Here is a 26136-nt window from a genome sequence, read left to right as displayed (position 1 = left end):
AAAAATCGATGCAAACAAAATTAGTAATCGCTCTACTTTCACTCAATTCTCTTGCTTTTGCGCAGCAACAGAATTTAGTAAAATATGTCAATCCCATGATTGGAACAGAAAAAATGGGACATACTTTCCCTGGCGCAACTGTTCCTTTTGGCGCTGTTCAATTAAGCCCAGAAACAGATTCTATTCCTTATGCTATCAACCACAAATACAATCCAAAAGTTTATAATTATTGTGCGGGTTATCGTTTTGAAGATAAAACAATAACAGGATTTAGTCATACACATTTTAATGGAACAGGACATTCTGATTTGGGTGATTTCTTAATTATGCCAACCGTTGGAAAATTAAAATTAAATCCCGGAACTGCTCAAAATCCTGATAGCGGTTATCGTTCTCGATTTTCGCATCAAAACGAAACTGCCGAAACTGGATATTACAAAGTCAAATTGGATGATTATAATATTTGGGCAGAAATGACCGCTTCTACTCGAGTTGGTTTTCATCAATATACATTTCCAAAATCGATTGATTCGCATATTATTTTGGATTTGAATGCTGGAATTTATAATTATGATGACAAAAATACATGGACGTATGTTCGCGTGGTGAATGACACATTGATTACGGGTTATAGACAAACACGAGGTTGGGCAAGAAATAGAACGGTTTATTTTGCGATGACTTTTTCAAAACCATTTAAAAATTATGGACAGAAAAATGAAGACGGACAAGTTGATTACAAAGGTTTTTGGCGTAAATGGAACGAAACTCAGAATTTTCCATTAATCGAAGGAAAAAAGATCAAAATGTATTTCGATTTTGATACAGAAAAAGATGAAAAAGTAAAAATCAAATTTGCGATTTCTCCAGTCAGTCAAACCAATGCGTTAGAAAATCTGACAACAGAAATTCCACATTGGAATTTTGAACAAGTGCGTAACGAAGCAAAAGAAAATTGGAACAAGGAATTGAATCGAATTCAGATTAAAGCTTCAGAAAATGATAAAATAAATTTCTATACAGCGATGTATCATACCTTCATCAATCCGACAACTTATATGGATGTGAATGGGCAGTACAAAGGTTTGGATCAAGAAATTCATCAAGCCAAAGATTTTACAAATTACACCACTTTTTCGCTTTGGGATACCTATCGTGCATTGCATCCGTTGTTCAATATCATTCAGCCAAAACGCAACAATGATATGGTAAAATCGATGATGAAACATTATGAGCAAAATCCAATCAAAATGTTGCCAATTTGGTCGCATTATGCCAACGAAAACTGGTGTATGAGCGGTTATCATTCGGTTACAGTTGTTGCAGATGCGATTGTAAAAGGTGTTTATAACGAAGATGCAAATGCTGCTTTGGACGCGTGTATTGTTACGGCAAATAAACGTGATTATGAAGGAATTGGCGATTATATCGACAAAGGTTATATTCCAGCTGAGAAAAATGGTACATCAATTTCGAATACGTTAGAATATGCTTTCGATGATTGGTCGATTGCGCAAGCTGCAAAAAAATTGAATCGAATGGATGTATATGAAACATTTATGAAGCGTTCTGAGAATTGGAAAAACAATTACGATTCTTCGGTTGGATTTATGCGTCCTCGTTTAGCGGATGGAAGTTTCAAGAAAGAATTTGATCCATTGAATACACATGGACAAGGTTTTATTGAAGGAAATTCGTGGAATTTTAGCTTTTTTGTTCCTCAAAATCCAAATGGATTAATTGAAGCAATGGGTGGAAAAAAGAAGTTTGGAGCAAAATTGGACAAATTATTTACGATGCATTTGCCTGACGAATATTTTGCGGAAACAGAAGACATTACGCGTGAAGGAATAATTGGAGGTTATGTTCATGGAAATGAGCCGGCACACCACGTTGCGTATTTGTATAATTGGGCGGGACAAGCGTGGAAAACACAAGAAAAAATCAGAATGATTTTGGATATGCAATACAAGCCAACGCCTGATGGTTTGGGTGGAAATGATGATACTGGACAAATGAGTGCATGGTATATTTTTAGTGCTTTAGGTTTTTATCCTGTTCAGCAAGGATCGACAGATTACGCAATTGGGAGTCCTTTGGTAGATCATGCTATATTGAATTTAGAGAATGGAAAACAATTTGAAATTGAAGTGAAAAATCAATCGAAGAAGAATGTTTACATCCAAAAAATAGAACTTAATGGAAAGTCTTACTCTTCGTTCAATTTAAATCATTTTGATATTGTGAATGGTGGAAAAATCATTTTTTATATGAGTGACAAACCTAAAAAATAAACGTTAAATATTTTATAATTAAATAAATAAGTTTGACTACTTGAAGAATAATGATTAATTTGAATCAAATTAAAAACCTAAAAAATGGCTAAAAAGGCAAAAAAAGAAGAAAATCATTTACAAGTTTTAGTGGATAAATTAAAAGATCCAAAACATAAACAATTAGTTCAAACGAATCGTTTAAAGAAAAAACGTCGCAATAACGCAAAAAATTAAGCATAAAAAAACCTCCAAAATTTGGAGGTTTTTGCTTTTTAATATTTTATAAAATTCCCATCAATTCTACTTCAAAAATCATGGTAGAATATGGTCCTAATTCTTTTGAAATTTCGCGATCTTTATAACCAATTTCTGGTTTTACAACAAATCTAAATTTACTTCCAACTGGCATTAATTGTACTCCTTCCGCCCAACCTTTTATTACATTTTCCAAAGGAAAAGCGGCTGGCTTCTTACGTTGAACCGAGCTATCAAAAACTTCACCTTTGATATTTGTTCCATGATAATGACACAAAACGGTATCGGATAAAGTTGGCTTCACTCCTTCGCCCAATGTGATTATTTCGTACAATAATCCACTTTCAGTTTCGGTTACACCTTCTTTCAATTTATATTCTTCTCGAAAAGCTAAACCTTCAGTTTTATTCTTTTCAATCAATTCTTGTTTGCGTTTTAGTAATAATTCAGCTACTCCCATACCGCAAATTTAAAAGGAATATTTTTAATTATAGTATATTAATGATTTCTACAAATTAGTTTACTTTTAATAAAACAATACAACTAAATGAAAAAGACAATTTTCACTTTACTTTTTACTATTATTTCAATTACTATTTTCGGGCAGAATATCGTAAAAGAGATTCCATTTCGATTAACAAAATACAACAATATTTTAGTACCAGTTATTATCAATCAAAAAGATACGGTGCAATTGATGTTACATACAGGCTCTGATTATATTACAATTATTGAAGATTCGTATAAAAAAATGAAATCTATTTCGATTTCTGATACCTTAAACAATGTGACATCTTGGGCTGGATATTCGGATATGAAAATGAGTCAAAGCAATGTAATTAAATTTGGTAATGAAGAGTTCAGCAAAATTCCAATTTTTATTGACAAACAATCTGGACATGAGAGTGATGGAAAAATTGGTTTGAAATTTTTTGAAGGAAAATATTTCGAAATCAATTTTGATGAAAACAAGTTATATGTCTATGATAAAGCTCCTACCAAACTAAAAAAGTATACAAAATTAAATTCGAGATATTCTCAAGAAACACTGTATATAAAAGCTTTTCCATTTATTGACAAAAAACCGATTGAAACAGAATTTATGATTCACACAGGTTTTTCTGGTGCATTGATGATTTCAGATGATTTTGTAAAAGAATATAAATTATTAGAAAAATTTGAAATTATTGGAGAATCAAAACTAAATGATGCTGCTGGTAATGTAATACTTTCCAAAAAATCAATTTTACCTAATTTCGAATTGGCAAATCAAACATTCAAAAATGTACCAATGTCATTTTTTGATAGTACAATAAAAATTCAACACAAAAATATTATGGGTGGCGATTTGATTAAACGTTTCAATCTAATTCTCAATCCAGAAAAAGATATTTTATATGTAAAGAAAAGTAAATATTATAAAGACGAGTATTTTAAATTATAAAAAAAATCCACTTCATTTTGAAGTGGATTTTTTTATAAACTATATTGTATTCTTATTTTGCTTTGAATTTGTTAATCGCGTTAATCGTAAATTCTGATAAAACTAATTCACCCGAAATTTTTGCACGCTCGATTAATAACTCATCCCAATTTTCTGTTCCTTCCCAAGAAACACGTTTCAAATGTTTCATTGCTTCTGGATTTGAATTAGCTAATTTTTTAGCTAAAATATCGATGCCTTCATCCATTTCAACTGCATTTGCATAAACTTCTGCATACAAACCTTTTTCTTTCGCCCATTCAGCCGACTGAAATTCAGTTGCATTAATCGCCATTTGTGTAAAAGCAGAATTTCCAACTTTACGTTCTACAGCAGGTCCAACTACAAACGGTCCGATACCAACTGCTAATTCTGATAACTTTACAGACGCAAATTCTGTTGCAAAAGTATAATCTGCTGCCGAAGCAATTCCAACTCCACCTCCGACTGCTTTACCTTGAATACGTGCTAAAACAAATTTTGGTGCTTTGCGAATTGCGTTGATAACATGTGCAAATCCTGAGAAAAATTCTAGACCAGTTTCACGATCTTTGATTGAAATTAATTCGTCAAAAGATGCACCAGCACAGAATGTTCTATCTCCAGCACTTTTTAAAACAATAACTTTTACTTCGTCATCGTTTCCTAATTTTTCAATTTCTGTTGCTAAATTTCTTAATTGAGAACCTGGCATTGAATTACTTTGCGGGTGAAAGAATTCAATTGTACCAATTCCATTTTGTATATCTGATTTTACGTATGCTTCCATATCTAATTTGATAATTTTTTTTAATGTGGTAATGAGCAAATTTAACTAATAAATTATTCATTATATGTTTAATTGTTTGAATCAAAACAATTAATAATTTGAGATGCTTCGACATGCTCAGCATGACAAATATTTCACGTAATTTTTCAATTTGAAAATGATTCTAAATCATCTTCTCATTAACAAATTACCACATTCTCACATTATATTAATCTTGATTTAATTTTTTAACCATTGTTAAAATTGTTGCAATACCAACTGTTTCTCCCGTTTCGTCGTAAATATCAACCAACCAACGAACAATTCCTTTTGCCACATCGTTTTCATCTTTTTTCTCTTGATCGATTTTTTCTTTACACGTAAAACGCACTCCAATTGTAGAACCTGGATATACAGGCTTCACAAAACGACATTCATCTAAACCATAGTTTAATAAAACTGGACCTTTTTTCGCTAAAACAAATAAACCTGCCGCTTTAGACAATAAATAGTATCCGTGAGCAACATTACGCTCAAAAATAGTTCCTTCTAAAGAAGTTGCGTCAACATGTGCATAGAAATTATCCCCAGATAAATCTGCAAATGCATTAATATCTGATTGTTGAATCGTATGTTTTGCTGTGATTAATGTATCACCAACTTTAACTTCTTCGAAATGCTTCGCGAATGGATGTTTATCTTCTTCGATATAATTTGCTCCATATTGGTATTGTTGAGTAACAGCTGTTAGTTTATTTGGAGAACCCTGGATTGCTGTACGTTGCATATAGTGTAATACACCACGCTTACCTCCCATTTCTTCTCCTCCACCTGCACGACCTGGACCTCCGTGTACTAATAATGGAAGTGGTGATCCGTGACCTGTAGACTCTTTGATACATTCTGCATCCAAAATAACGATACGTCCGTGTAAAGAACCTGCATTCAATACAAATTCTGTTGCGATATCATTATCCGCAGTAACAATCGAACAAACTAACGATCCTTTCCCCATACGAACTAACTCAATTGCTTCGGCAGTTCCGTTGTAAGGAATAATCGTAGAAACTGGTCCAAAAGCTTCGATATTGTGAACGTCCGTTTTATTGAATGGATCGTTGTTGAAGAATAAAATTGGAGAAATAAAAGAACCTTTGTTTTTATCAGCACCTTTTACTTCGAAATTATCTAAGTTTCCAAAAATAATTTCTTGTGTTTTAGCTAATTCTTCTACTTTCTCACGAACTTCTTTTACTTGCGCTGCTCCCGCTAAAGCTCCCATACGAACACCTTCCACATTTGGATCTCCAATTGTAGTCGTTGCTAAACGTTGTCCTAAAGCGATTTGAACATCCTCAACCAAATGAGCTGGCACCAATGCACGACGAACCGCTGTACATTTTTGTCCTGCTTTAGTTGTCATTTCACGTGTAACCTCTTTAATGAAAATATCAAATTCTGGTGAGCCAACTTGTACATCTTCTCCTAAAACACAAGCGTTTAAAGAATCTGCTTCTAAGTTGAATGGAACACCTTCTGAAGTAATTCTTGGATGTGCTTTTAACATTTGTCCTGTCCAAGCAGAACCTGTAAATGTTACAACATCTTCTGACTCTACATTATCTAAAATTCCGTTTGCTGAACCTGTGATTAATTGTAAAGCACCGTCAGGTAAAATTCCAGATTCAATGATTGCACGAACAACAGTTTCCGTTAAGAAAGAAGTAATTGTCGCAGGTTTTACAATAGCTGGAACTCCAGCCAATAAATTAACCGCAACTTTTTCTAACATTCCCCAAACTGGGAAATTGAATGCATTGATATGAATTGCAACACCTCGTTTTGGTGTTAAAATATGTGTACCTAAGAATGTTCCGTTTTTAGAGATTTTATGCGTTTCTCCTTCAACATAAAATGGTTGATCTCCGAATTGACGTCGTAAAGATGCATTGGCAAATAAGTTTCCAATTCCTCCTTCAATATCAACCCAAGAATCTGCACGAGTCGCACCTGTTGCCCAAGAAACCGTGTAAAATTCTTCTTTACGATCCATTAAGTATAAGGCTAATTTTTTCAACATTAAACCTCTTTCTTGGAACGTCATTTTACGTAAAACTGGTCCACCAACTGTACGTGCATAATCCATCATCGCACTGAAATCTAATCCAGCTGATGATGCAGTTCCTATTTCTTCGCCATTGATGGCGTTATATAACATTTGCCCTTCAGACGAACCTTTTGTCCATTGTCCTAAAGCATAATTTTCTAATTGTTTAGCCATTTTTTATGTTGTTTGTGTATTTTTTTAGTTATAAGTCGTAAGTATTAAGTTATAAGTTTTTGTCATTCTGAGTTCATCTCAGAATCTCATTAAATTTAAGTGTGATACTGAAACAAGTTCAGTATGACATTTTACATAATACTTTTTACATTTTACTTACTTTCATTCCACGTTTTATAATTCGAAGCCATTGACTCGTAATAATAATCTGGAACTTCTGTTAATGGTTCACAAGGTTTTAAACTATCATGACAATCACTTGGTAATTGCATATATTGTTGAGTACCTTGATCTTTCCATTCGATCATTTGATCCGAAACTTGTTTTACGATTTTTGCAGGATTTCCAACCACAACACTTCTTGTCGGAATATGTGTATCAGCCTTTACAAAAGCTAAAGCACCAACAATACATTCGTCTTCTACCACAACATTATCCATAACAACTGCATTCATCCCAACCATACAATTGCGACCAATTGTTGCTCCGTGAATAATTGCTCCGTGACCAATATGCGCTTTTTCTTTTAATCGAACCGTAGTTCCAGGAAACATATGAATCGTACAATTTTCTTGTACATTGCAATTATCTTCGATAATAATTTGTCCCCAATCACCACGTAACGCACAACCTGGACCAATGTAAACATCTTTCCCAATAATCACATTTCCTGTCACCACAGCTTGCGGATGAATAAATGCTGTTGGATGAACAACGGGTTTATATCCTTTGAATTCGTAAATCATTTTTCTAATATAGTTTTTCGTTTGACGAAATTCGAACTTAGTATTACTCGAAAAACTAACTTCGAATTTCGAATAACTATTTTATGCTCTTTCAATAATTACAGCGTAACCTTGTCCTAAACCGATACACATTGTAACCAATGCATAACGTTTTCCTGTAGCTTGTAATTCGTAAGCCGCAGAATTTAAGATACGCGCTCCTGACATTCCAAGTGGATGTCCTAAAGCGATAGCTCCACCATTTGGATTGATACGAGAATCGTTATCTACTAAACCTAATGCACGCGTACATGCTAAAGATTGCGCTGCAAAAGCTTCATTTAATTCAATTACATCAATATCATTCATTGTTAAACCAGCTTTTTCTAATGCAATTTTCGTTGCATTCACTGGTCCAATTCCCATAATGCGAGGCTCAACACCTGCAACACCAGAAGAAACAATACGTGCCATTGGTGTTAAACCAAAATCTTTAATCGCTTGTTCAGAAGCTAAAATATTCGCTGCCGCACCATCATTAAGTCCAGAAGCATTACCCGCAGTTACCGTTCCATCTGCTTTGAAAGCTGGGCGTAACTTTGATAAAATCTCCATTGTTGTATTATTCTTTGGGAATTCATCAGTATCAAAAATGATTGCATCACCTTTACGTTGTGGAATAACAACAGGAATAATCTCTTTCGCTAAACGTCCATTCACTTGGGCAGCAGCCGTTTTTTGTTGAGACCAAACCGCAAATAAATCTTGATCTTCACGCGAAATATTATCACGCTCTGCTAAGTTTTCAGCTGTATTTCCCATTCCATCAACACCCCACATTTCTTTCATTTTAGGGTTGATAAAACGCCAACCAAAAGTTGAGTCATAAATTTGTGCATCACCACCAAATGGAGAAGCCGATTTAGAAATTACTAAAGGTGCACGTGTCATCGATTCTGCTCCACCAGAAATCATTAATTGTGCATCACCAACCTGAATTGCTCTCGATGCTGCAATTGCAGCTGATAAGCCAGAAGCACATAAACGATTCACTGTTTCACCTGGAACTGTGTAAGGTAATCCAGATAATAAAGCCGACATACGAGCTATATTACGGTTATCCTCTCCTGCTTGATTTGCATTACCTAAAATTACATCGTAGAATGCAGCAGGATCAATTGATGGATTTCTTTTTAATAATTCGGCGATTACCATTGCCCCCATATCGTCTGGACGAACAGCAGATAATCCACCTTTTAATTTACCAATTGGAGTTCTAACTCCATCTATTATATATGTTTGGTTCATTTTTATACGTTTTACGTGATACGTTTTACGTTTAACGTTCAAAAAACTTAGAACTTATAACGTAGAACTTATAACATTTTACTCTTCAATTAAAGGTTTACCTGTTCTGAAACAAGTTCCTTTAAATAAAGCAATTAATTCGTTGTTTTGATTTGTAACTTTGATATCGTAAATACCTGTTTTTTTCGTTGTCGAAACTTCTTGAGATTCAATGGTAAATACATCTCCCTCGCGTCCAGCTTTCGTAAACGAAATGTGAACATCTAAGGCTACAGAAATATTATTGTACATATTGCACGAAAAAGCAAACGCAGAATCTGCCATCGCAAACGTTACGCCTCCGTGAACAGACCCTACTCCGTTCATCATTTCTGGACGAATTGCTGCTTGTAATTTTGCATATCCTTCTCTAACTTCGATTACTTCTAAACCTAACCATTCACTAAATTTATCGTGGTCAAGCATTCTATTTAATAACTTTTGTGGTTCCATTTTTTTGATAATTTTTAGTAGAATGTTTTATTTTCTTTGACGAAATTTCTGATAATTGGACTTAAACGGTAACGATCTTCATGGTAATAATTGTACAATTTATCTAAATCATTTTGTACATTTTCCAGTCCATATTCATCCGCCCATTTCAATAATCCTTTTGGATAATTTACACCTTTTGTCATCGCCGTATCTAAATCCTCACGGTTTGCAATGTTTAAAAATAAAGCATCAGCTGCTTCGTTGATTAACATCACCAAAACACGTTTGTATATTTTTTCTAATAAAGCTTGATCTTGAGATGGTACTTTTTTCTCCACTCCTTCTGCATAATTGTAAAATCCACGACCAGATTTACGTCCGTAATATCCAGCTTCGAATAAGCGTTTTTGAGAGAAAGATGGTTTAAATCTTGGATCATAAAAGAATGATTCGAAAACCGATTCGGTTACACGATAATTCACATCATGACCAATAAAATCCATTAATTCGAATGGTCCCATACGGAAACCTCCAACAGAAGTCATCGCAAAGTCTATTGTTTCTGCATCTGCAACTCCTTCTTCTAATAAACGAATTGATTCGCTATAAAATGGACGAGCTACACGATTTACAATAAATCCTGGCGTATCTTTCGTAATTACAGGTAATTTACCAACAGATTGAATCAAGGCTTTTACTTCTTCTGCTAAACCTTCTCGCGTTTGTACGGCTGGAATAATCTCTACCAAAGCCATTAAAGGCGCAGGATTAAAAAAGTGAATTCCAATAACACGTTCTGGTTTTGAACACGCAGATGCAATTGATGCGATTGATAATGAAGAAGTGTTTGAAGCTAAAATACATTCGTCAGAAACGAGTTCTTCCACTTGTTTGAAAACTGATTTTTTAATATCTAAATTTTCAATAATTGCTTCAATCATTAAATCAATCGATGCAAAAGCGGTTAAGCTATCTGCATATTCGATATTGTTTTGAATTTCTTGTGCTTTTTCAGCAGTATATTTTTCTTTCGCCACTAACTTCTCGAATGTCTTCGCTAAGTTTTGTTTTGAACGATCTAAAGCTTCTTTATTTGTGTCATATAAAACAACTGGATGACCAGATTGAGCAAAAACTTGTGCAATTCCAGACCCCATTGCTCCTCCACCAATAATTCCTATTTTTTTCATTTCTTACTCGCCTTTAAAAACAGGATTTCTTTTCTCGATAAATGCGTCTACACCTTCTTGATAATCTGATGTATTCCCTGATTTAGCTTGAAATAATCCTTCTTGAATTAATTGTTCTTCGATTGAATTATTAAATGTTTGATTCAATAATTTCTTTGTATAAGCCAAACCTTTTGTTGGAAGATTGGCTAATTTATCAGCAATCTTTGCAACTTCAGCATCGAAAATATCGTCAGCGAAAAACTCATAAATCATTCCGATTTCTTTTGCTTGAGCCGCCGAAACTTTATCTGCAAGCATCATTAAAGCAGTTGCTTTTTGAAGTCCAATTAAACGAGGTAAGAAATAAGTTCCTCCACAATCTGGGATTAAACCAATTTTAGAAAAAGCTTGAATGAAATTTGTCGATTCTTTCGCAACAACAATGTCACAAGCCAAAGCTAAATTTGCTCCCGCACCGGCAGCAACACCGTTTACAGCAGCAACAACTGGTTTGTCCATATTTCTAATTTTAAGAACCAATGGATTGTAATTTTCTTGAACGATTTTATTGAAGTCAATTTCTTTTTCTTCTAAAACTTCGCCTAAATCTTGACCAGCGCAGAATGCTTTCCCCGTTCCAGTTAAAACCACTGCACGAACAGAAACATCTTGAGCTGCAACATCCAAGTGATGTTGAAGAGATTTAATCATTTCCTGATTAAAACTGTTAAAAACAGAAGGACGATTCAACGTAATCGTAGCAATTCCTCCCTCTTGTGTGTATAGGATTGATGTTGAATTTTCCATAATTTTTTAGTGATGACATTTGAAATAATCAAACGGTTCGTGGCAGCTATTGCATTGATACATAGCTTTGCAGGCCGTAGAACCAAATTGACTGATAAGTCTGGTATCTGTAGAGCCACATTGTGGACATTCTACATTTTGTTCATCCGAAAAAAGCGCATCAGACGAAGGATTTTTGGTTGGCGGTGCAATTCCATAAGCCTTCATTTTTTGCTTTCCTTCTTCTGTCATCCAATCAGTTGACCATGAAGGGCTCAACTGATTAATGACATTGATATTTTTGAATCCTTTTTCGATTAATTTTAAACGAACAGAAATTGAAATTGCACTCATAGCAGGACATCCTGAATATGTTGGCGTAATTGTAACATTGACACTTTGTTCGTCAATTAATTCAATTTTACGCACAACACCAAGATCGATTACACTAATCACAGGAATTTCTGGATCAGCGACTTCCTCCATGTATTGCCAAATTTCTTTTTCGGTTACCATTGCGAATTAGGATAAGTTCTTTGTAAATATTGTAAATCTGTTAAGATAAATCCTAAATGCTCTGTATGAACACCTTCTTTACCTCCTTTTTGTACAAATGCATTTTCTACATCAGCTTCGATTGTAGCTTCGTCTAAAATTGCTTTTACATTTGCGAACCAAGTTGTTTGAAATTCTTCTGGACTTGAAATTAATCCTTCTTCAACTAAAGCTTTTTGGTAAGGCGCTAATAAAAATGATTCTTTTACATAAGGTAAAATATTGTTTACAGCTTCCTGAATTTTATCGTGAGATTCTTGTGTTCCGTCTCCTAAACGAATCATCCATTCTGATGACCATTTTAAGTGATATTTTACCTCTTTCAATGATTTTTCAGCAATGGCTTGTAATTTAAGATCTTTTACTTTCAAGAATTGCTCTAACAATAACGCGTGGTAAGAATCGTAAAAGAACTGACGTGCAACCGTATCTCCGAAATGTCCGTTTGGTAATTCAACTAACAATAAGTTTTTGTATTCACGCTCTTCGCGTAACATTGCTAACGTATCTTCTGTTGCTCCATTCCCGATCATTTCCGCAGCATAGTCATAATAATTAGAAGTTTGACCTAATAAATCCAACGCCATATTAGACATTGCAATATCTTGTTCTAAAATTGGACCATGACCACACCATTCGCATAAACGTTGCGCCAAAATTAGATTTGTATCCGCTAAATGCAAGATAAAATCGATGTAATTTTGATTGTTTTGATAAACTGTACTTGTCATAAATTACATGTTTTTAATTTCTTCTGGTACATCATAAAAAGTTGGATGACGGTAAACTTTGTCTTCTGCAGGATCAAAAAATTGTTCCGCTTCATCAGGATTAGAAGCATGGATATTAGCAGATTCTACCACCCAAATACTTACACCTTCTAAACGGCGTGTATATACATCACGTGCATTTTCTAGTGCCATTGTAGCATCAGCAGCATGTAAGCTTCCAACGTGTTTATGGTCTAACCCTTGTTTACTTCTAATGAATACTTCCCATAAAGGCCAATCTCTATTTTCCATCTTTTTATGCGTTTTTGCGTTGTTCTTTTTCTAATTCTCTTTGTTTTCTTTTTTCGTGGTAAGCTGTTGCAGCATCACGAACCCAAGCTCCTTCGTTGTGTGCGTTACGGCGAGCATCCAAACGTTGTTTGTTACATTTACCGTTTCCTTTCACAACATTCCAGAATTCTTCCCAATCAATTTCTCCGAATTCGTAGTGCCCTGTTTCTTCGTTGAATTTTAGATCTGGATCTGGAATAGTTAATCCTAAATATTCGGCTTGAGGAATAGAAATATCTACGAAACGTTGACGTAATTCGTCATTCGAGAAACGTTTGATTCTCCATTTCATTGATAATTCTGAGTTTGATGATTCTTCGTCTTTTGGTCCAAACATCATTAATGTAGGCCACCACCAACGATTCATTGCATCTTGCAACATCGCTTTTTGTTCTGGTGTTCCTTTTGATAATACCACTAATGCTTCATAACCTTGTCTTTGGTGGAAAGATTCTTCTTTACAAACACGCACCATTGCACGAGCATAAGGTCCGTAAGAAGTTCTACATAATGGAACTTGATTCAGAATCGCAGCTCCATCTACCAACCAACCAATCATTCCGATATCTGCCCAAGTAAGGGTTGGATAATTGAAGATTGATGAATATTTTGCTTTACCTGAATGTAAGTCATTTAATGTTTGAATACGAGAAACACCTAACGTTTCAGCAGCACAGTATAAATATAATCCGTGACCAGCTTCGTCTTGAACTTTCGCTAACAAAATTTTCTTTCTATTTAACGAAGGCGCTCTTGTAATCCAGTTTGCTTCTGGTAACATTCCAACAATTTCTGAGTGAGCATGTTGAGAGATTTGTCTGATTAATGTTTTACGGTATGCATCTGGCATCCAGTCTTTTGGTTCGATACGAACTTCATTTTCAATCTTATTATCGAAGATTTCTTGAAAATCAATTTCTTTTGCACTCATTTCTAAACGTTTTTAAAGTTGATTATTTGGCATCAAAATCTACCACGACTTCTGCAGAACGAGGGTGCGCTTGACACGCTAATACAAATCCTCTTTCTAATTCATCTGGCTCAAGTGAGTAGTTGATGTCCATTTCTACCTCACCCTTCTCTACTTTACACTTACAAGTTGCGCAAACACCACCTTTACAAGCATAAGGTAAATCAGCTCCGTTTTGTAAAGCCGCATCTAAGATTGTATCGCCATTGTAACCCAAATCAATCTGTAAAGCTGTTGCATCTAATTTGATGGTTACTTTACTCATTGTATCATCTGATTGTTTTACAGCTTTTTGACGCTCTACCTTTTTCGCTTCTGCAGATGCACTATAGAATAATTCGAAATGCAAATGTTTTGCATCAACTCCTGCTTCTACAAAAGCGTCACGACCGCTTAAAATCATTTCTTCTGGACCACAAAGGAAAACTTCGCTTACTTCTTTTGGATCGATGATATTTTGCAAGAAATATTCAATTTTTGCTTTATCAATACGACCACTCAAAATCTCAGCATCAGCCGTTTCACGACTCAAGATATTGTAAACGCTAATGCGTTCCATGTATCTATTTTTTAATGCTTCGATTTCTTCTTTAAAAATAATCGAACCTTTGTTTCTGTTTCCATATAACAGTACAAATTGACTGTTAGGTTCTGTTTGTAGAACTGTTTTGATGATAGAAAGTACTGGTGTAATTCCAGATCCCGCCACAATTCCTACATATAATTTTTTGTTGTCTTCGTGTACTTCTGTAAAGAAATTTCCTTGTGGAGTCATTACATCAAGAACATCGCCAACTTTGATTGTATCGTTAACAAATGTCGAGAAAATTCCATCCTCAATTTTCTTTACAGCAACTCTTAATTCATTATCCAAAGGACTTGAACAAATTGAGTAAGAACGTCTAATTTCTTCGTTATTGTGAAAATTCTTAAACGTTAAATATTGACCATGTTTGAATTTGAATTCTTGGTTTAATTCTTCTGGCACTTCAAATGTAACGGATACACAATCTGGTGTTTCCTTTTTTACATTTTTAACGCGTAATTGGTGAAAATTTATAGCCATATTATTTTTGAAATCCGTTAATTAATAGTGTCATTAAGTCATTTTCTAATTGCTCTGGTGAGATATCTCGTCCAGGTTTGTACCACAATTCTATCCAACGTAATGATGATAATAAAGTAAATAAAGCAACCGAAACATTCAAGTCTTTAAATTCGCCTGCTGCAATTCCTGCTTTGATAAGATTAGCGATTCTTTTTTCGTATCCTTTTCGAATTGTTTTATACAAATCCTTTTTCGTATCCGAAAGATTTTTCCAATCATTATTTGCAACAGAAACTTCGTTTGGCTCATCAATAATCATTCTGACATGCAATTGAATTAAATCTCTCAATTTCTGAACATTTGATTCGTTTGTATCTTCGATCGAGCTAATGTGAGAAACATATTGATTAGCAACTTTAAAACAAATCTCTTCTAAAATTTCGTCTTTCGAACGAATGTGATTGTATAAACTTGCGGCTTCCATTCCAACCTTTTCAGCCAGTTCGCGCATTGATGTTGCCGAATAACCTTTTTGTTTAAAGATTAAGGCAGCTTCTTGAATAATCAGTTCTTTTTTACTTTGTTTAGGCATATATTTATAAATGTCTGTTATCGATGATTCGGTTTAATTTTCCTCCTTCACTTTTCGGAAGTTCATCAACTTGATACAATTTAACATTCATTCCTAATCCAATATTGTCTCTAATTTTTTTGTGAATATTAGAGATTAATTTGCAACATGCATGATTAGATTCATCGTTCAAATTATCACAAGTGAAACCTTGGCTTGCAAAATAGTCAGGATTAATTTCAAATCCAACTTCTACAGCATCCATATTTTTAGGTTTTGTTAAAACTACTTGATAATTTGGCGATAATTCTGGAAATTCTGGAATAAAATCAGCGATTTGTGTGTGAAAGAAATTTACACCTCTAATAATCATCATATCATCTGCACGACCAATAATTGGTCCCATTTTGATATGCGTTCTTTTCTTAGAATATTCGTACGTAAGGGTTGTGATATCTCCCGTCCAATAACGCACCAATGGTAAAGCTTCTTTTGTTAACGTTGTAATCACTAAAACTCCAGGTTGTCCATAAGGCACAGGCTCACCTGTTTTCTCGTCTACAATCTCTGGAAAGAAGTGGTCTTCCCAAATGTAAGATCCTGTTCCTTGCTCTTCATAATCTTCATTAGATACACCAGGTCCGATAATTTCGCTCAATCCATAGATATTAGAAGCTTTGATGTTTAAACTTCCTTCTACTTCTTGGCGTAATGCTTCTGACCATGGTTCTGATCCTAAAATAGCAAACTTAAGATTTAAGCTTTCTAATGATTCGCCTCTTTTCTTGATTTCCTCAGCTACTGTTAATGCATACGATGGTGTTGCACAAATCGCATCAGCCTGAAAATCTTTCAACAACATGATTTGTTTTTCAGTATTTCCACCAGAAATAGGAACAACTGTCATTCCTAATTTTTCTGCTCCATAATGTAATCCCAAACCTCCTGTAAACAAACCATAACCATAGGCATTTTGTAATGTCATTCCTGGTTCGCATCCAGAAGCTGCTAAAGAACGCGCTACTACTTCTGAAAATAATTCGATGTCATTTTTGGTATAACCTACAACAGTTGGTTTTCCTGTTGTGCCGCTTGAACAATGTAAACGGATTACGTTGCTCTTTGGTTCTGCAAATAATCCGAACGGATAGTTCTCTCTTAAATGTGTTTTTTTGGTGAAAGGTAATTTGTGTAGATCTTCAACACCTTTGATGTCTTCTGGTTTTATTCCAGCCGCATCAAATGCTTCTTTGTAAAAAGGTACATTGTTGTACACTTTTTGTAACATGTTTTGAAGTCTTTCGTTTTGAAGAACGCGCAATTTTTCAATTGGCATTTGTTCTATCTCGGGATTAAATATCATAATTTTTGCAGATTTTGATTTTTGATAATAACAAATTTAATCAAAAAAACTAAAAAAACTAACGTTTGTTAGTTTTTTTAGTGTAAAAAATACAATTCTTATTAATTATTGCCTTTTTAATAAGATAAAACACTATTAATCAATGTTTTTAATTTTTCAGCATTGGGTAACATCTCTGCTTCCAAAGTCGAATTTAATGGAATTGCTGGCATATCTTGCGCTCCTAACACACGAATTGGTGCATCTAAATACTCAAAACACTCTTCATTAATTAAGCCTGAAATGCTCTGTGCAAAAGAGTTTTGCTTCACTTCTTCTGTCAAAACAATACAACGATTATGTTTTTTTACACTATTAAAGATAGTTTCTTCATCTAACGGAACTAATGTTCGTAAATCGATTATTTCGACTTGATTAGGAAAATCTTTCGCAGCTTGTTTTGCCCAATACACTCCCATTCCGTATGTAATAATCGAAACAGAATTATGATTTTGAGAAGATTCAGCCGTTAAAACTTCACGTGCTTTACCAAAAGGCAATACATAATCTTCGTCCGGCTCAACTGTCGCAGCATCTTCTGTTCCTTTTATTTTACTCCAATACAACCCTTTGTGCTCTAGCATTACCACAGGATTTGGATCGTAATAAGCTGCTTTCATCAAACCTTTCAAATCCGCTCCAGTAGATGGATACGCAATTTTAATTCCTTTAATATTCGTCAAAACACTTTCTACAGAACTTGAATGATAAGGTCCTCCGCTTCCATACGCACCAATTGGTACACGTAAAATCATGGAAACTGGCCATTTACCGTTTGATAAATAATTAGAACGTGCCACTTCTGTAAACAACTGATTCAATCCTGGCCAAATATAGTCGGCAAATTGCACCTCAACAATTGGTTTTAAGCCTACTGCAGACATTCCAACCGTAGATCCGATTATAAACGCTTCTTGAATTGGTGTATTAAATACACGATTTTTACCATATTGTTTTGCTAAAGTTGCCGCTTCACGAAAAACTCCACCTAAACGCAATCCTACATCTTGTCCATATAATAAAGCTTCTGGATGTTTTGCCATTAATTCACGAATCGCAAATAATGCAGAATCTACCATTACTGTTTTATCTTTTCCTTCTGGAGAACGATTTCCTTTTTCTTCGTTAATCGGTGTTGATGCAAAAACATGCGTATATAAATCTTCAGAACGTGGATCTTCTGCTTTTAATGCTTCTTGATATTCTGCCTGAACTTGTTCTTTTATCTTATTCTCAATTTCGATTAAATCATTTTCATCGAAACCATCATTTAATAATGTATTCTTTAATTTATCATAAGGATCACGAGATTGCGCCTCCTCCAAATCATCTCTGTACCATTCTTTGCGAACGCCAGATGTATGATGATTCAATAAAGGAACTTTTGCATGAACCAAAATCGGACGACGTTCTGTACGAATAATTTCAATTGCACGTTGAATCGTTTCATAAGAAGCTAAAAAATCCGTTCCATCAACCACAAAAACTTCCAAACCATTGAAACCTTTTGCATAATGGGCAATATCTTGTGCACGAATTTCATCTGCCGAAGCCGAAATATCCCATTCATTATCTTGAACCAAATATAAAATTGGTAATTGTTTCAACGCTGCCATTTGGAAAGCTTCTGCCACCTCGCCTTCCGTACAAGACGCATCTCCTAACGAACAAACTGCAATTGGTTTTACTTCTTCATTGCAAAGACCTTCTAATTCTTTGTACTGCATTCCCATCGCAATTCCCGTTGTTGGAATCGCTTGCATTCCTGTTGCACTACTTTGATGCGGAATTTTCGGCATATTATCACGGCGCAAACTTGGATGAGAATAATAGGTTCTTCCTCCAGAAAAAATATCGTCGCGTTTTGCCAATAATTGCAACATCAATTCGTAAGGAGTAATTCCGATTGATAGTAACATTGCATCGTCTCGGTAATATGCACTTAAATAATCTTGCGGTAATAATTGTAATCCTGTTGCAATTTGAATTGCTTCATGTCCACGCGCTGTTGCATGTACATATTTGCTTGTTACAGCTTTATTTTCTTCGTATAATTCGGTTAAAGATTTTGCAGTAACCAATAATTCGTATGCTTGTTTAAGTAATGTTGTTGTTGATAATGTGGTTTCCATTCTGATTAAATTTGCGTGTTAACATCCCAATTCTCCATGTAATCTGAAATTCGTTTCAAGAAAACGCCTCCCAAAGATCCGTCTATCACACGATGATCAAACGAAAGTGACAAATACATAAATTGCCTCGCCACAATAATATCTCCAAATTCAGTTTCCAAAACCGCTGGTTTTTTCTTGATTACACCAGTCGCCAAAATTGCCACTTCGGGTTGATTGATAATTGGCGTTCCCATTAAATTACCAAAAGTTCCTACATTACTTATTGTAAACGTTCCTCCACGAACATCATCTGGCGAAAGTTTGTTGTTTCTCGCTTTATCTACAATTGAATTTACACCTTTTGCTAAACCTTCTAAATTCAATTCATTGGCTTGATGAATAACAGGAACAATCAAATTATTGTTTGGTAAAGCAGTTGCAATTCCAATATTTATCTCATTGTGTTTGATTATTTTAGTCTCAGTTTCATCAACTGATACATTAACCATTGGAAAATCTTTAATTGCCCGAACAACACAATCTACAATTAACGGCGTAAACGTTAATTTCTGTTTGTATTTTGCTTCAAAAGCAGCTTTATTTTCTTCGCGCCATTTCACAAAATTCGTCACATCAGGTTCAACATAAGCAGTCACATGAGGCGAAGTTTGTTTACTCTTTTTCATGTGTTTCGAAATCAATTGACGCATTTTATCCATCTCAATGATTTCATCTTTCGCTCCAAAAGAAGAACTTGAAACTACATTATTTTCACTTAAAGCATTACTTGAATTATTAGTTGTAAATGATTTATTTTTAATATAATTCAACACATCATTCTTCGAAATTCTCCCATCACGACCAGAACCTTTTATTTGTGAAATATCAGTTGATTGAAGATTTTCTTTTTGAATAATACTTTTTACCAAAGGTGATAAAAATTGATTTGTATCGATTGAATTTATAGTTTGTGAAGTTGTAGCAGTTTCAATCTTTTTTTCTTCAACATTTTCAGTTTTTTGAGCTAATTGTTGTTGATTTTCTGATGGCTCAATTAAAGCAAAAACTTCTCCGATTTTTATTTCATCTCCTTCATTAAATCTAAACTCAATAATTTTTCCAGCAGTTGTAGAAGGCACATCAGAATCTACTTTATCCGTCGAAACTTCGGCAATTACCTCATCCTCTTGAATGAAATCACCAACGTTTTTTGTAAAACGAACCAATTGTACAGACTCAACACTTTCTCCCAATTTTGGAATCGTTAGTTCTATATTCTTCATTTTATTTGTTTGCAGTTTTGAGCGTTGAAGATAATGATTTTTTATAAAAACTAATGAATGTTAGTTGAAATATTCATTAGTTTTATGCAAATTAATTAAACAATGGAAGATATTTTTGTTGGGATATGGTTTCTTTTTGCATTAACAATGGCCTTTTTACCAATAATGTGTTTAATACATATTATTACACATCAGTTTAGAAATTTAAAAACAAAATTTCTATGGATTTTTGTTGTAGTATTAATTCCATATTTAGGTTCTATTTTATATTATTTAAAAGGTCGAAATATGGTTATAAATAACTAAAACCTCATCACCAAACCAACTCCCGCTTGATTATTTTGATAAACAGGAAAAACCATTGTTGCGACTTTAGATTCTTTATTTTTGGGAGAAAACCAATTGTTAATTGTAGGAAATAACCAATACGCCAATTCCGTCGATAAAATTCCTATTCCCGCTCCAGCAACAACATCTCCTACCCAATGGCGATTATTGATAACACGATAAACACCCGTAAAAGCAGCCAAAGGATATCCAGCCAAACTCAACCAAAAATTAGAATCTTGGTATTCTCGAAACATAAATTGAGCCGTAGAAAACGCATTCGCCGTATGTCCTGAAGGAAAAGAAAGATTGTTTGTACCATCAGGTCTTTCCTCTTGTACAGTGTGTTTTAACCCCATCACCAAACCAGTATTGATGATTTGAGAAGTTGCTAAAATTATCGTTCGATCTCGTAAATTATGCTTTCCTTGAACACCTGCTAAGTTTAATCCATAAACCGCTACCGCAGGCAAATATTGTGTATAATTATCAAATCGATTTCCTTTGGTTTTATCTTCCAAAATCTCTTTTTGAGTCGATTTATTCAAATTATCCAACGCTGGAATTGCCAAACTCAAACTTCCGTACGTAATTAAAGTCGCAGGAATAATCAACTTTTTGGCGTTAAAATGATAAACTTTATCTTCTGGATTAAATGTCTGTTTTGAAATAGAATCAAGTTGAATAGAATCCGTTTTAGTTTGCTGTATCGTATCTTGTGCATTCCCTTTTATCGAAAATATTGAAAGTAATACACAATTCATTAATATCGTTTTTGTTTTAATTTGGTTCATTTTCACATTCATTTTATTGAACAAATGTATTTGAAACCTCCTTACACAAAACTTAAGATTTGATTAAGAAAAAAGCCATTAGAAATAATCCAATGGCTTTAAAAAAATATCTATTTATAAATTTCCTCGACGTTCTTGCTCTCTTTCTAAGGCTTCGAACAATGCTTTGAAATTCCCTGCTCCAAACGATTGCGCTCCATGACGCTCGATAATTTCGTAGAATAATGTTGGACGATCTTCGACTGGTTTTGTAAAAATTTGTAACAAATAACCTTCTTCATCACAATCAACCAAAATTCCTAAATCTTGTAACTTCTTAATATCCTCATCAATTTCACCAACACGCTCTGGAATCATATCGTAATAAGCCTCTGGTGGTGCAGATAAAAACTCAACTCCGCGAGATTTAAGCTCTGTCACAGTTTTTACAATATCCTTAGTTGCAACTGCAATATGCTGCACTCCTTCTCCTTCGTAAAAATCTAAATATTCTTCTACTTGAGATTTCTTTTGACCTTCTGCAGGCTCATTGATAGGGAATTTTGAATAACCATTTCCGTTACTCATCACTTTCGACATTAATGCTGAATATTCCGTATTGATTTGTTTATCATCAAACGATAAAATATTTACAAATCCCATTACATCTTGGTACCAAGCAACCGCTTCGTTCATACGATTCCAACCCACATTACCAACGCAATGATCCACATATAATAAACCACAATCTGTTGGTTGATATGTTGATTCAGATTTTACATAACCTGGCATAAAAGGACCTTCATAATTTTTACGCTCAATAAACATATGAATCGTTTCACCATATGTGTAAATTCCAGACATTTTTACTTCACCAAACTCATCTGTAATAGTAGTTGGCTCCATATAAGGTTTTCCTCCACGTTTTGTTGTTTGCTCAAAAGCATCGTACGCATCATCCACCCAAAGTGCTAAAATTTTAACTCCATCACCATGTTTCATTGCATGTTGACAAATTGGTGAGTCTGATTTTAAACCTGAAGTTAAAACTAAACGTATTTTCCCTTGTTGTAAAACATAAGAAGCTCTATCTCTCACTCCTGTTTCTGGTCCTGCATACGCAACTTCCTGAAATCCAAAAGCTGTTTTGTAATAATGTGCAGATTGTTTTGCATTACCAACATAAAACTCGATATAATCGGTTCCATTAATTGGAAGAAAGTCTTGTGCTAATGCTATTTTTTCAGCAAATGTTTGTGTACTCATTTTTATTGTGTTTTTTATTTTATTGTATTCAGTAAAAAGTAAAATGTATTAAGTTTTACTATAATTATTTAGATTCTTCGACAAGCTCAGAATGACAGTTACGCCAAGCTTAATTTATTCCAGCTTTTCTTCAAATTAACTTATGAGATATTGAAACAAGTTCACGATGACAAATCGCGCAACTCATAACTCATAACTCATAACTCATAACTTTTAATAAAGCCAAGATTTATAATAATCTGGATCTTCTATTTCTAACGCTTGTTCAGTTAACATCAATGGTCTGAAAGGATCAATCATCACCGCTAATTCGTGTGTTTCTTTCGCTCCAATTGATTTTTCAACTGTACCTGGATGTGGACCATGCGGAATTCCTGCCGGATGTAATGTAATTTGCCCTTTCTCAACCGATTTTCTCGACATAAAATCTCCATCAACATAATATAAAATCTCATCAGAATCTACATTACTATGATTATAAGGCGCTGGAATCGCATTTGGATGATAATCGAAAAGACGCGGAACAAAACTACAAATCACAAAACCTGCACCTTCAAAAGTTTGATGAACAGGTGGCGGTTGATGAATACGTCCTGTAATTGGCTCGAAATTATGGATAGAAAAAGCCCATGGATAATGATAACCATCCCAACCTACAAAATCAAAAGGATGAGTTCCATAAACATATGGATAAATCAAACCTTCTTTTTTGATCATAATCTTGAAATCTCCATGTTCATCATTGGTTTCAAGATTTTGAGGACGTTTTATATCACGCTCACAAAAAGGTGAATGTTCCATTAATTGTCCAAAATGGTTACGATAACGACGAGGCGTTTCAACTGGACTAAATGATTCTGTAATAAACAATCGGTTATTTGAATCATTAAAATGAAGCTGATAAATAATTCCGCGTGGAATCACTAAATAATCTCCATATTCAAATTCAATTTGTCCATATCCAGTTTTCAAAATTCCAGAACCTTCGTGGATAAAAATTACTTCATCCGCCATCGAATTTTTGTAGAAATAATCAGTCATCGATTCTTGTGGCGCAGCCAATGAAATATGCAAATCATTGTTAACCAAAACTGGCACACGAGATTCTAAATAATCTTTCGTTGGTTTTACTTTGAAACCTTTTAAAGATGTATGTTTTAAATGTTTTGCGCGAGCAATTTTAGGTTCTACCGAATAAGGTTCGCTAATCGCTTTTACCAAAGTTGGTGGATAACAGTGGTAAACATTGGAATACGTACTCGAAAATCCATGCGTAGAAACTAATTCTTCTGCATATAATTCTCCATTTGGTTTTCGGAATACCGTATGTCGCTTTTGTGGGAATTCTCCCAAATGATGATAAAGTGGCATATCGTATTTTGTTTGTTATTTTGATGAAAAGGGATATAGATGACGAAATTCGTCAACAAATAATCTGCAATATTCTAGTGTGAATATTGAGCAAATACAATTTTGGAAAGTAAAGCAGAAGTTTGCTTATTCATTCCAACAAATAAAGGTTTAATATTTTCTTTAATTGTTTGCATTTCTTTTCTGTGGCTATCTCAAAGATAGAAACATTTTTTGATTGTACAAAATACCTTACTAAAAAATGCTTTACAACAATTATTTTCAATATTTTTAAAAAACTACATATAACCCGTAGGGCATTATTGAACTAGATTAATTTTGAGATTATTTTATGTTTCTATTGAAAAGAAATTTATTGAGATGCTGAATGGTTGTTAAAACCTTTATTCTAACTAAAATTCGCTGTTATAAGAAAACGTATTACATCAAGCTTAGAATGTAGCAAAAATCTATGCTTCTATTGTGGTGAGAAAAGATTATATATTCATTTTGGCTTGATCCAAAGCGAACCAAAAAAATCAAGTCCGTGCCTACAAGTCGGTCAATAACGACTACTCACTAAATGCTTTAGAACATTCGCATAAGAAATGCGAACATAAATCATTGTTAACGCTCACTACGCCGAATTGACGCTCGACTCTTCAGCAATGACGGTTTTAAAATTCATTGTTAAAATGAATTTGAATATTGAAAAAGAATTAAGAAACTGGCATTAAAACTCACACGTTAAGAAAATGATTGAATAAAACGTAAAAAAGGTTTTAGCCCGTAGGGTTTTTAAAATCTTTAGTGAAATGAGAACATTTTTAGTAGAGAGATTTACAGCCAAGAGTTTTTTGATTACTTTTTTGCTCATAAAAAAGTGATAGAAAGATTATTCTCGTTTTTCAAAACTATATTTCATTCATTTTTTATTCATGAGTTATTATGATTTTCATAATGACTATTTTATTTAATAAGTAAAATAATTACATCAAAATTTATATAAATCCATATTTTGAAAATCAAACTGAAATACACTATAGCTATCTAGTAAAAAAATAAAGGTTTTACACAAAAGACAAAAATAATCCCAAAACAACAGTATCAGAAAACAACTGCTCTTTCATATAAAAATCTATTTATTTTTTTTACTTTACCCCTATTTTGTTCAAAATTCATTCGACCATTATTCGACAAAACACCCAATTTTTCCGAACCTTTATCGAAGCACACTCGAACAAACACTATTTCTAATCTTATCATTTTTGCTTCAAACCCTCTCTAATAAAGGAAAGTTATGTTTTTCATCTTTTTTCTACTCTCCTTCATACTGGACAAAAATGGACAATAGCGGTTATTAATGGCATATACTAGCTATCGCATCTTAAAACCTCAAAACCAATATATTACCCCACTAACTCACTGTTAAATAATATAAAAAAATTAAGATTATGGCCGAAATAAAAATAGGAATACTTAGCGGATTCTCAGGAAAAGTAGGAACAGTGATTGGTGTCAACTGGCGTGAAAAGTATATTATCCGAATTCTACCAAAAGCACTTAAAAAGGAGCTTAATCTAACAGATAAACTTTAGAGATATTTTTTTATAACGTTAATTATTTTTCCAACTTTTGCTTAATAAGGGGCTATAATATATAAAATTGCTACTTATTACTATTTTTAATATAGACTATTTTTGATCATAATTCTTCTTACTTTAATCGTTGAACAATTACTCTATCAATTGTTTTATTATCATTATAAGAAGGATTAATATCTGATGTAGCTTTAGAATTTTCTATATTTATTACAACTTTAGAAGAAAGTACTTGAAATTTTGCAATAAGAAAAAGTAATCATTTTTTATAGTTTTTTTTTCTATGACATAAAATATTACTTTTCTA

General features: G+C 33.8%; 24 protein-coding genes. 4 read left to right on the top strand and 20 right to left on the bottom strand.

Annotation, left to right across the window (positions count from 1 at the left end; translation table 11 throughout):
* Positions 1–8 precede the first annotated feature (8 nt).
* Together N5D03_RS06745 and N5D03_RS06740 are read left to right on the top strand one after the other, a co-directional pair.
* Positions 9–2294: a GH92 family glycosyl hydrolase gene (locus N5D03_RS06745; protein WP_280051238.1), complete on the top strand. Its 2286-nt coding sequence runs from the start codon at positions 9–11 to the stop codon at positions 2292–2294.
* Between the two features lie 84 nt (positions 2295–2378).
* Positions 2379–2510 carry a hypothetical protein gene (locus tag N5D03_RS06740; protein WP_257468234.1) on the top strand — a complete coding sequence of 44 codons (132 nt, stop codon included), beginning with the start codon at positions 2379–2381 and terminating at the stop codon, positions 2508–2510.
* A 46-nt stretch (positions 2511–2556) separates the two neighbouring features.
* On the opposite strand, the gene N5D03_RS06735 is transcribed toward N5D03_RS06740, so the two are convergent.
* Positions 2557–2991, bottom strand: coding sequence for an FKBP-type peptidyl-prolyl cis-trans isomerase (locus N5D03_RS06735; protein ID WP_125350278.1), 435 nt, complete (start codon positions 2989–2991; stop codon positions 2557–2559).
* An 87-nt stretch (positions 2992–3078) separates the two neighbouring features.
* Here N5D03_RS06735 and N5D03_RS06730 point away from each other — a divergent pair, with 87 nt between their 5' ends.
* Positions 3079–3975 carry a hypothetical protein gene (locus N5D03_RS06730; RefSeq protein ID WP_280051237.1) on the top strand — a complete coding sequence of 299 codons (897 nt, stop codon included), beginning with the start codon at positions 3079–3081 and terminating at the stop codon, positions 3973–3975.
* Between the two features lie 52 nt (positions 3976–4027).
* On the opposite strand, the gene N5D03_RS06725 is transcribed toward N5D03_RS06730, so the two are convergent.
* The 19 genes from N5D03_RS06725 to N5D03_RS06635 all read right to left on the bottom strand — a co-directional run bounded on the left by N5D03_RS06725 (position 4028) and on the right by N5D03_RS06635 (position 24249).
* A complete protein-coding gene (locus tag N5D03_RS06725) occupies positions 4028–4783 on the bottom strand; it encodes an enoyl-CoA hydratase/isomerase family protein (protein ID WP_280037666.1) in 756 nt (251 codons plus the stop codon).
* A gap of 208 nt (positions 4784–4991) precedes the next feature.
* Positions 4992–7043, bottom strand: a complete 2052-nt coding sequence (paaZ, locus tag N5D03_RS06720) for a phenylacetic acid degradation bifunctional protein PaaZ (RefSeq protein WP_280051236.1) — start codon at positions 7041–7043, stop codon at positions 4992–4994.
* Between the two features lie 152 nt (positions 7044–7195).
* Positions 7196–7789, bottom strand: coding sequence for a transferase hexapeptide repeat family protein (locus tag N5D03_RS06715; protein ID WP_280051235.1), 594 nt, complete (start codon positions 7787–7789; stop codon positions 7196–7198).
* An 81-nt stretch (positions 7790–7870) separates the two neighbouring features.
* Positions 7871–9076, bottom strand: a complete 1206-nt coding sequence (gene pcaF / locus N5D03_RS06710; RefSeq protein ID WP_115000310.1) for a 3-oxoadipyl-CoA thiolase — start codon at positions 9074–9076, stop codon at positions 7871–7873.
* Between the two features lie 78 nt (positions 9077–9154).
* A complete protein-coding gene (paaI, locus tag N5D03_RS06705; RefSeq protein WP_038335715.1) occupies positions 9155–9568 on the bottom strand; it encodes a hydroxyphenylacetyl-CoA thioesterase PaaI in 414 nt (137 codons plus the stop codon).
* A 14-nt stretch (positions 9569–9582) separates the two neighbouring features.
* A complete protein-coding gene (locus N5D03_RS06700; protein WP_038335714.1) occupies positions 9583–10740 on the bottom strand; it encodes a 3-hydroxyacyl-CoA dehydrogenase NAD-binding domain-containing protein in 1158 nt (385 codons plus the stop codon).
* Positions 10741–10743: 3 nt separating this feature from the next.
* The gene (locus N5D03_RS06695) at positions 10744–11529 is read right to left on the bottom strand and encodes an enoyl-CoA hydratase-related protein (RefSeq protein ID WP_038335712.1); all 786 of its coding nucleotides are present in this window, start codon (positions 11527–11529) and stop codon (positions 10744–10746) included.
* 6 nt (positions 11530–11535) lie between these two features.
* Positions 11536–12024 (bottom strand): 1,2-phenylacetyl-CoA epoxidase subunit PaaD, encoded by a 489-nt coding sequence (gene paaD / locus N5D03_RS06690; RefSeq protein ID WP_180906688.1) that lies wholly within the window; start codon positions 12022–12024, stop codon positions 11536–11538.
* Positions 12018–12794, bottom strand: coding sequence for a 1,2-phenylacetyl-CoA epoxidase subunit PaaC (gene paaC, locus N5D03_RS06685; protein ID WP_280051234.1), 777 nt, complete (start codon positions 12792–12794; stop codon positions 12018–12020). Before paaC ends, paaD begins: the two co-directional genes overlap by 7 nt.
* Positions 12795–12797: 3 nt before the next feature.
* Complete coding sequence (gene paaB, locus N5D03_RS06680; protein ID WP_038335709.1) at positions 12798–13085, bottom strand: 1,2-phenylacetyl-CoA epoxidase subunit PaaB; 288 nt, start codon at positions 13083–13085, stop codon at positions 12798–12800.
* A gap of 4 nt (positions 13086–13089) precedes the next feature.
* Positions 13090–14055 carry a 1,2-phenylacetyl-CoA epoxidase subunit PaaA gene (gene paaA / locus N5D03_RS06675; RefSeq protein ID WP_038335708.1) on the bottom strand — a complete coding sequence of 322 codons (966 nt, stop codon included), beginning with the start codon at positions 14053–14055 and terminating at the stop codon, positions 13090–13092.
* A 22-nt stretch (positions 14056–14077) separates the two neighbouring features.
* On the bottom strand, positions 14078–15160 hold the full coding sequence (gene paaE, locus N5D03_RS06670) for a 1,2-phenylacetyl-CoA epoxidase subunit PaaE (protein ID WP_038335707.1): 1083 nt from the start codon (positions 15158–15160) through the stop codon (positions 14078–14080).
* A gap of 1 nt (position 15161) precedes the next feature.
* On the bottom strand, positions 15162–15734 hold the full coding sequence (locus tag N5D03_RS06665; protein WP_038335706.1) for a TetR/AcrR family transcriptional regulator: 573 nt from the start codon (positions 15732–15734) through the stop codon (positions 15162–15164).
* Positions 15735–15738: 4 nt separating this feature from the next.
* Positions 15739–17076 (bottom strand): phenylacetate--CoA ligase, encoded by a 1338-nt coding sequence (locus tag N5D03_RS06660; RefSeq protein ID WP_221855025.1) that lies wholly within the window; start codon positions 17074–17076, stop codon positions 15739–15741.
* A 116-nt stretch (positions 17077–17192) separates the two neighbouring features.
* Entirely contained in the window at positions 17193–19247 is a 2055-nt protein-coding gene (locus tag N5D03_RS06655) for an alpha-ketoacid dehydrogenase subunit alpha/beta (protein ID WP_280051233.1), read from the bottom strand.
* A gap of 5 nt (positions 19248–19252) precedes the next feature.
* Complete coding sequence (locus N5D03_RS06650) at positions 19253–20512, bottom strand: dihydrolipoamide acetyltransferase family protein (RefSeq protein WP_115000323.1); 1260 nt, start codon at positions 20510–20512, stop codon at positions 19253–19255.
* Between the two features lie 302 nt (positions 20513–20814).
* Complete coding sequence (locus N5D03_RS06645) at positions 20815–21603, bottom strand: phosphatase PAP2 family protein (RefSeq protein ID WP_260392444.1); 789 nt, start codon at positions 21601–21603, stop codon at positions 20815–20817.
* Between the two features lie 144 nt (positions 21604–21747).
* On the bottom strand, positions 21748–22878 hold the full coding sequence (gene hppD / locus N5D03_RS06640; protein WP_125350265.1) for a 4-hydroxyphenylpyruvate dioxygenase: 1131 nt from the start codon (positions 22876–22878) through the stop codon (positions 21748–21750).
* 213 nt (positions 22879–23091) lie between these two features.
* Positions 23092–24249, bottom strand: a complete 1158-nt coding sequence (locus N5D03_RS06635; RefSeq protein ID WP_115000332.1) for a homogentisate 1,2-dioxygenase — start codon at positions 24247–24249, stop codon at positions 23092–23094.
* A gap of 1433 nt (positions 24250–25682) precedes the next feature.
* Here N5D03_RS06635 and N5D03_RS06630 point away from each other — a divergent pair.
* A complete protein-coding gene (locus tag N5D03_RS06630; RefSeq protein WP_185144204.1) occupies positions 25683–25826 on the top strand; it encodes a hypothetical protein in 144 nt (47 codons plus the stop codon).
* Positions 25827–26136: the final 310 nt, after the last annotated feature.

Origin of the sequence: Empedobacter sp. GD03861, assembly GCF_029840885.1 — a bacterium.
In the GTDB taxonomy this organism is placed as follows: Bacteria; Bacteroidota; Bacteroidia; order Flavobacteriales; family Weeksellaceae; genus Empedobacter; species Empedobacter falsenii_B.
Note: the sequence above shows the minus strand (reverse complement) of the source record. Positions and strands in the feature narration are given on the sequence as shown.

Excerpts from the sequence above, each read along its gene's own strand:
- N5D03_RS06645 (WP_260392444.1), bottom strand. The coding sequence starts at position 21,603 with ATGAATTGTGTATTACTTTCAATATTTTCGATAAAAGGGAATGCACAA.
- N5D03_RS06730 (WP_280051237.1), top strand. The coding sequence starts at position 3,079 with ATGAAAAAGACAATTTTCACTTTACTTTTTACTATTATTTCAATTACT.
- paaC (WP_280051234.1), bottom strand. The coding sequence starts at position 12,794 with ATGACAAGTACAGTTTATCAAAACAATCAAAATTACATCGATTTTATC.
- N5D03_RS06650 (WP_115000323.1), bottom strand. The coding sequence starts at position 20,512 with ATGAAGAATATAGAACTAACGATTCCAAAATTGGGAGAAAGTGTTGAG.
- N5D03_RS06700 (WP_038335714.1), bottom strand. The coding sequence starts at position 10,740 with ATGAAAAAAATAGGAATTATTGGTGGAGGAGCAATGGGGTCTGGAATT.
- N5D03_RS06725 (WP_280037666.1), bottom strand. The coding sequence starts at position 4,783 with ATGGAAGCATACGTAAAATCAGATATACAAAATGGAATTGGTACAATT.
- N5D03_RS06655 (WP_280051233.1), bottom strand. The coding sequence starts at position 19,247 with ATGGAAACCACATTATCAACAACAACATTACTTAAACAAGCATACGAA.
- N5D03_RS06695 (WP_038335712.1), bottom strand. The coding sequence starts at position 11,529 with ATGGAAAATTCAACATCAATCCTATACACACAAGAGGGAGGAATTGCT.
- N5D03_RS06635 (WP_115000332.1), bottom strand. The coding sequence starts at position 24,249 with ATGCCACTTTATCATCATTTGGGAGAATTCCCACAAAAGCGACATACG.
- N5D03_RS06715 (WP_280051235.1), bottom strand. The coding sequence starts at position 7,789 with ATGATTTACGAATTCAAAGGATATAAACCCGTTGTTCATCCAACAGCA.
- hppD (WP_125350265.1), bottom strand. The coding sequence starts at position 22,878 with ATGAGTACACAAACATTTGCTGAAAAAATAGCATTAGCACAAGACTTT.
- paaB (WP_038335709.1), bottom strand. The coding sequence starts at position 13,085 with ATGGAAAATAGAGATTGGCCTTTATGGGAAGTATTCATTAGAAGTAAA.
- paaD (WP_180906688.1), bottom strand. The coding sequence starts at position 12,024 with ATGGTAACCGAAAAAGAAATTTGGCAATACATGGAGGAAGTCGCTGAT.
- N5D03_RS06665 (WP_038335706.1), bottom strand. The coding sequence starts at position 15,734 with ATGCCTAAACAAAGTAAAAAAGAACTGATTATTCAAGAAGCTGCCTTA.
- N5D03_RS06745 (WP_280051238.1), top strand. The coding sequence starts at position 9 with ATGCAAACAAAATTAGTAATCGCTCTACTTTCACTCAATTCTCTTGCT.
- paaA (WP_038335708.1), bottom strand. The coding sequence starts at position 14,055 with ATGAGTGCAAAAGAAATTGATTTTCAAGAAATCTTCGATAATAAGATT.
- paaE (WP_038335707.1), bottom strand. The coding sequence starts at position 15,160 with ATGGCTATAAATTTTCACCAATTACGCGTTAAAAATGTAAAAAAGGAA.
- N5D03_RS06740 (WP_257468234.1), top strand. The coding sequence starts at position 2,379 with ATGGCTAAAAAGGCAAAAAAAGAAGAAAATCATTTACAAGTTTTAGTG.
- N5D03_RS06630 (WP_185144204.1), top strand. The coding sequence starts at position 25,683 with ATGGCCGAAATAAAAATAGGAATACTTAGCGGATTCTCAGGAAAAGTA.
- paaI (WP_038335715.1), bottom strand. The coding sequence starts at position 9,568 with ATGGAACCACAAAAGTTATTAAATAGAATGCTTGACCACGATAAATTT.
- N5D03_RS06660 (WP_221855025.1), bottom strand. The coding sequence starts at position 17,076 with ATGATATTTAATCCCGAGATAGAACAAATGCCAATTGAAAAATTGCGC.
- pcaF (WP_115000310.1), bottom strand. The coding sequence starts at position 9,076 with ATGAACCAAACATATATAATAGATGGAGTTAGAACTCCAATTGGTAAA.
- paaZ (WP_280051236.1), bottom strand. The coding sequence starts at position 7,043 with ATGGCTAAACAATTAGAAAATTATGCTTTAGGACAATGGACAAAAGGT.
- N5D03_RS06735 (WP_125350278.1), bottom strand. The coding sequence starts at position 2,991 with ATGGGAGTAGCTGAATTATTACTAAAACGCAAACAAGAATTGATTGAA.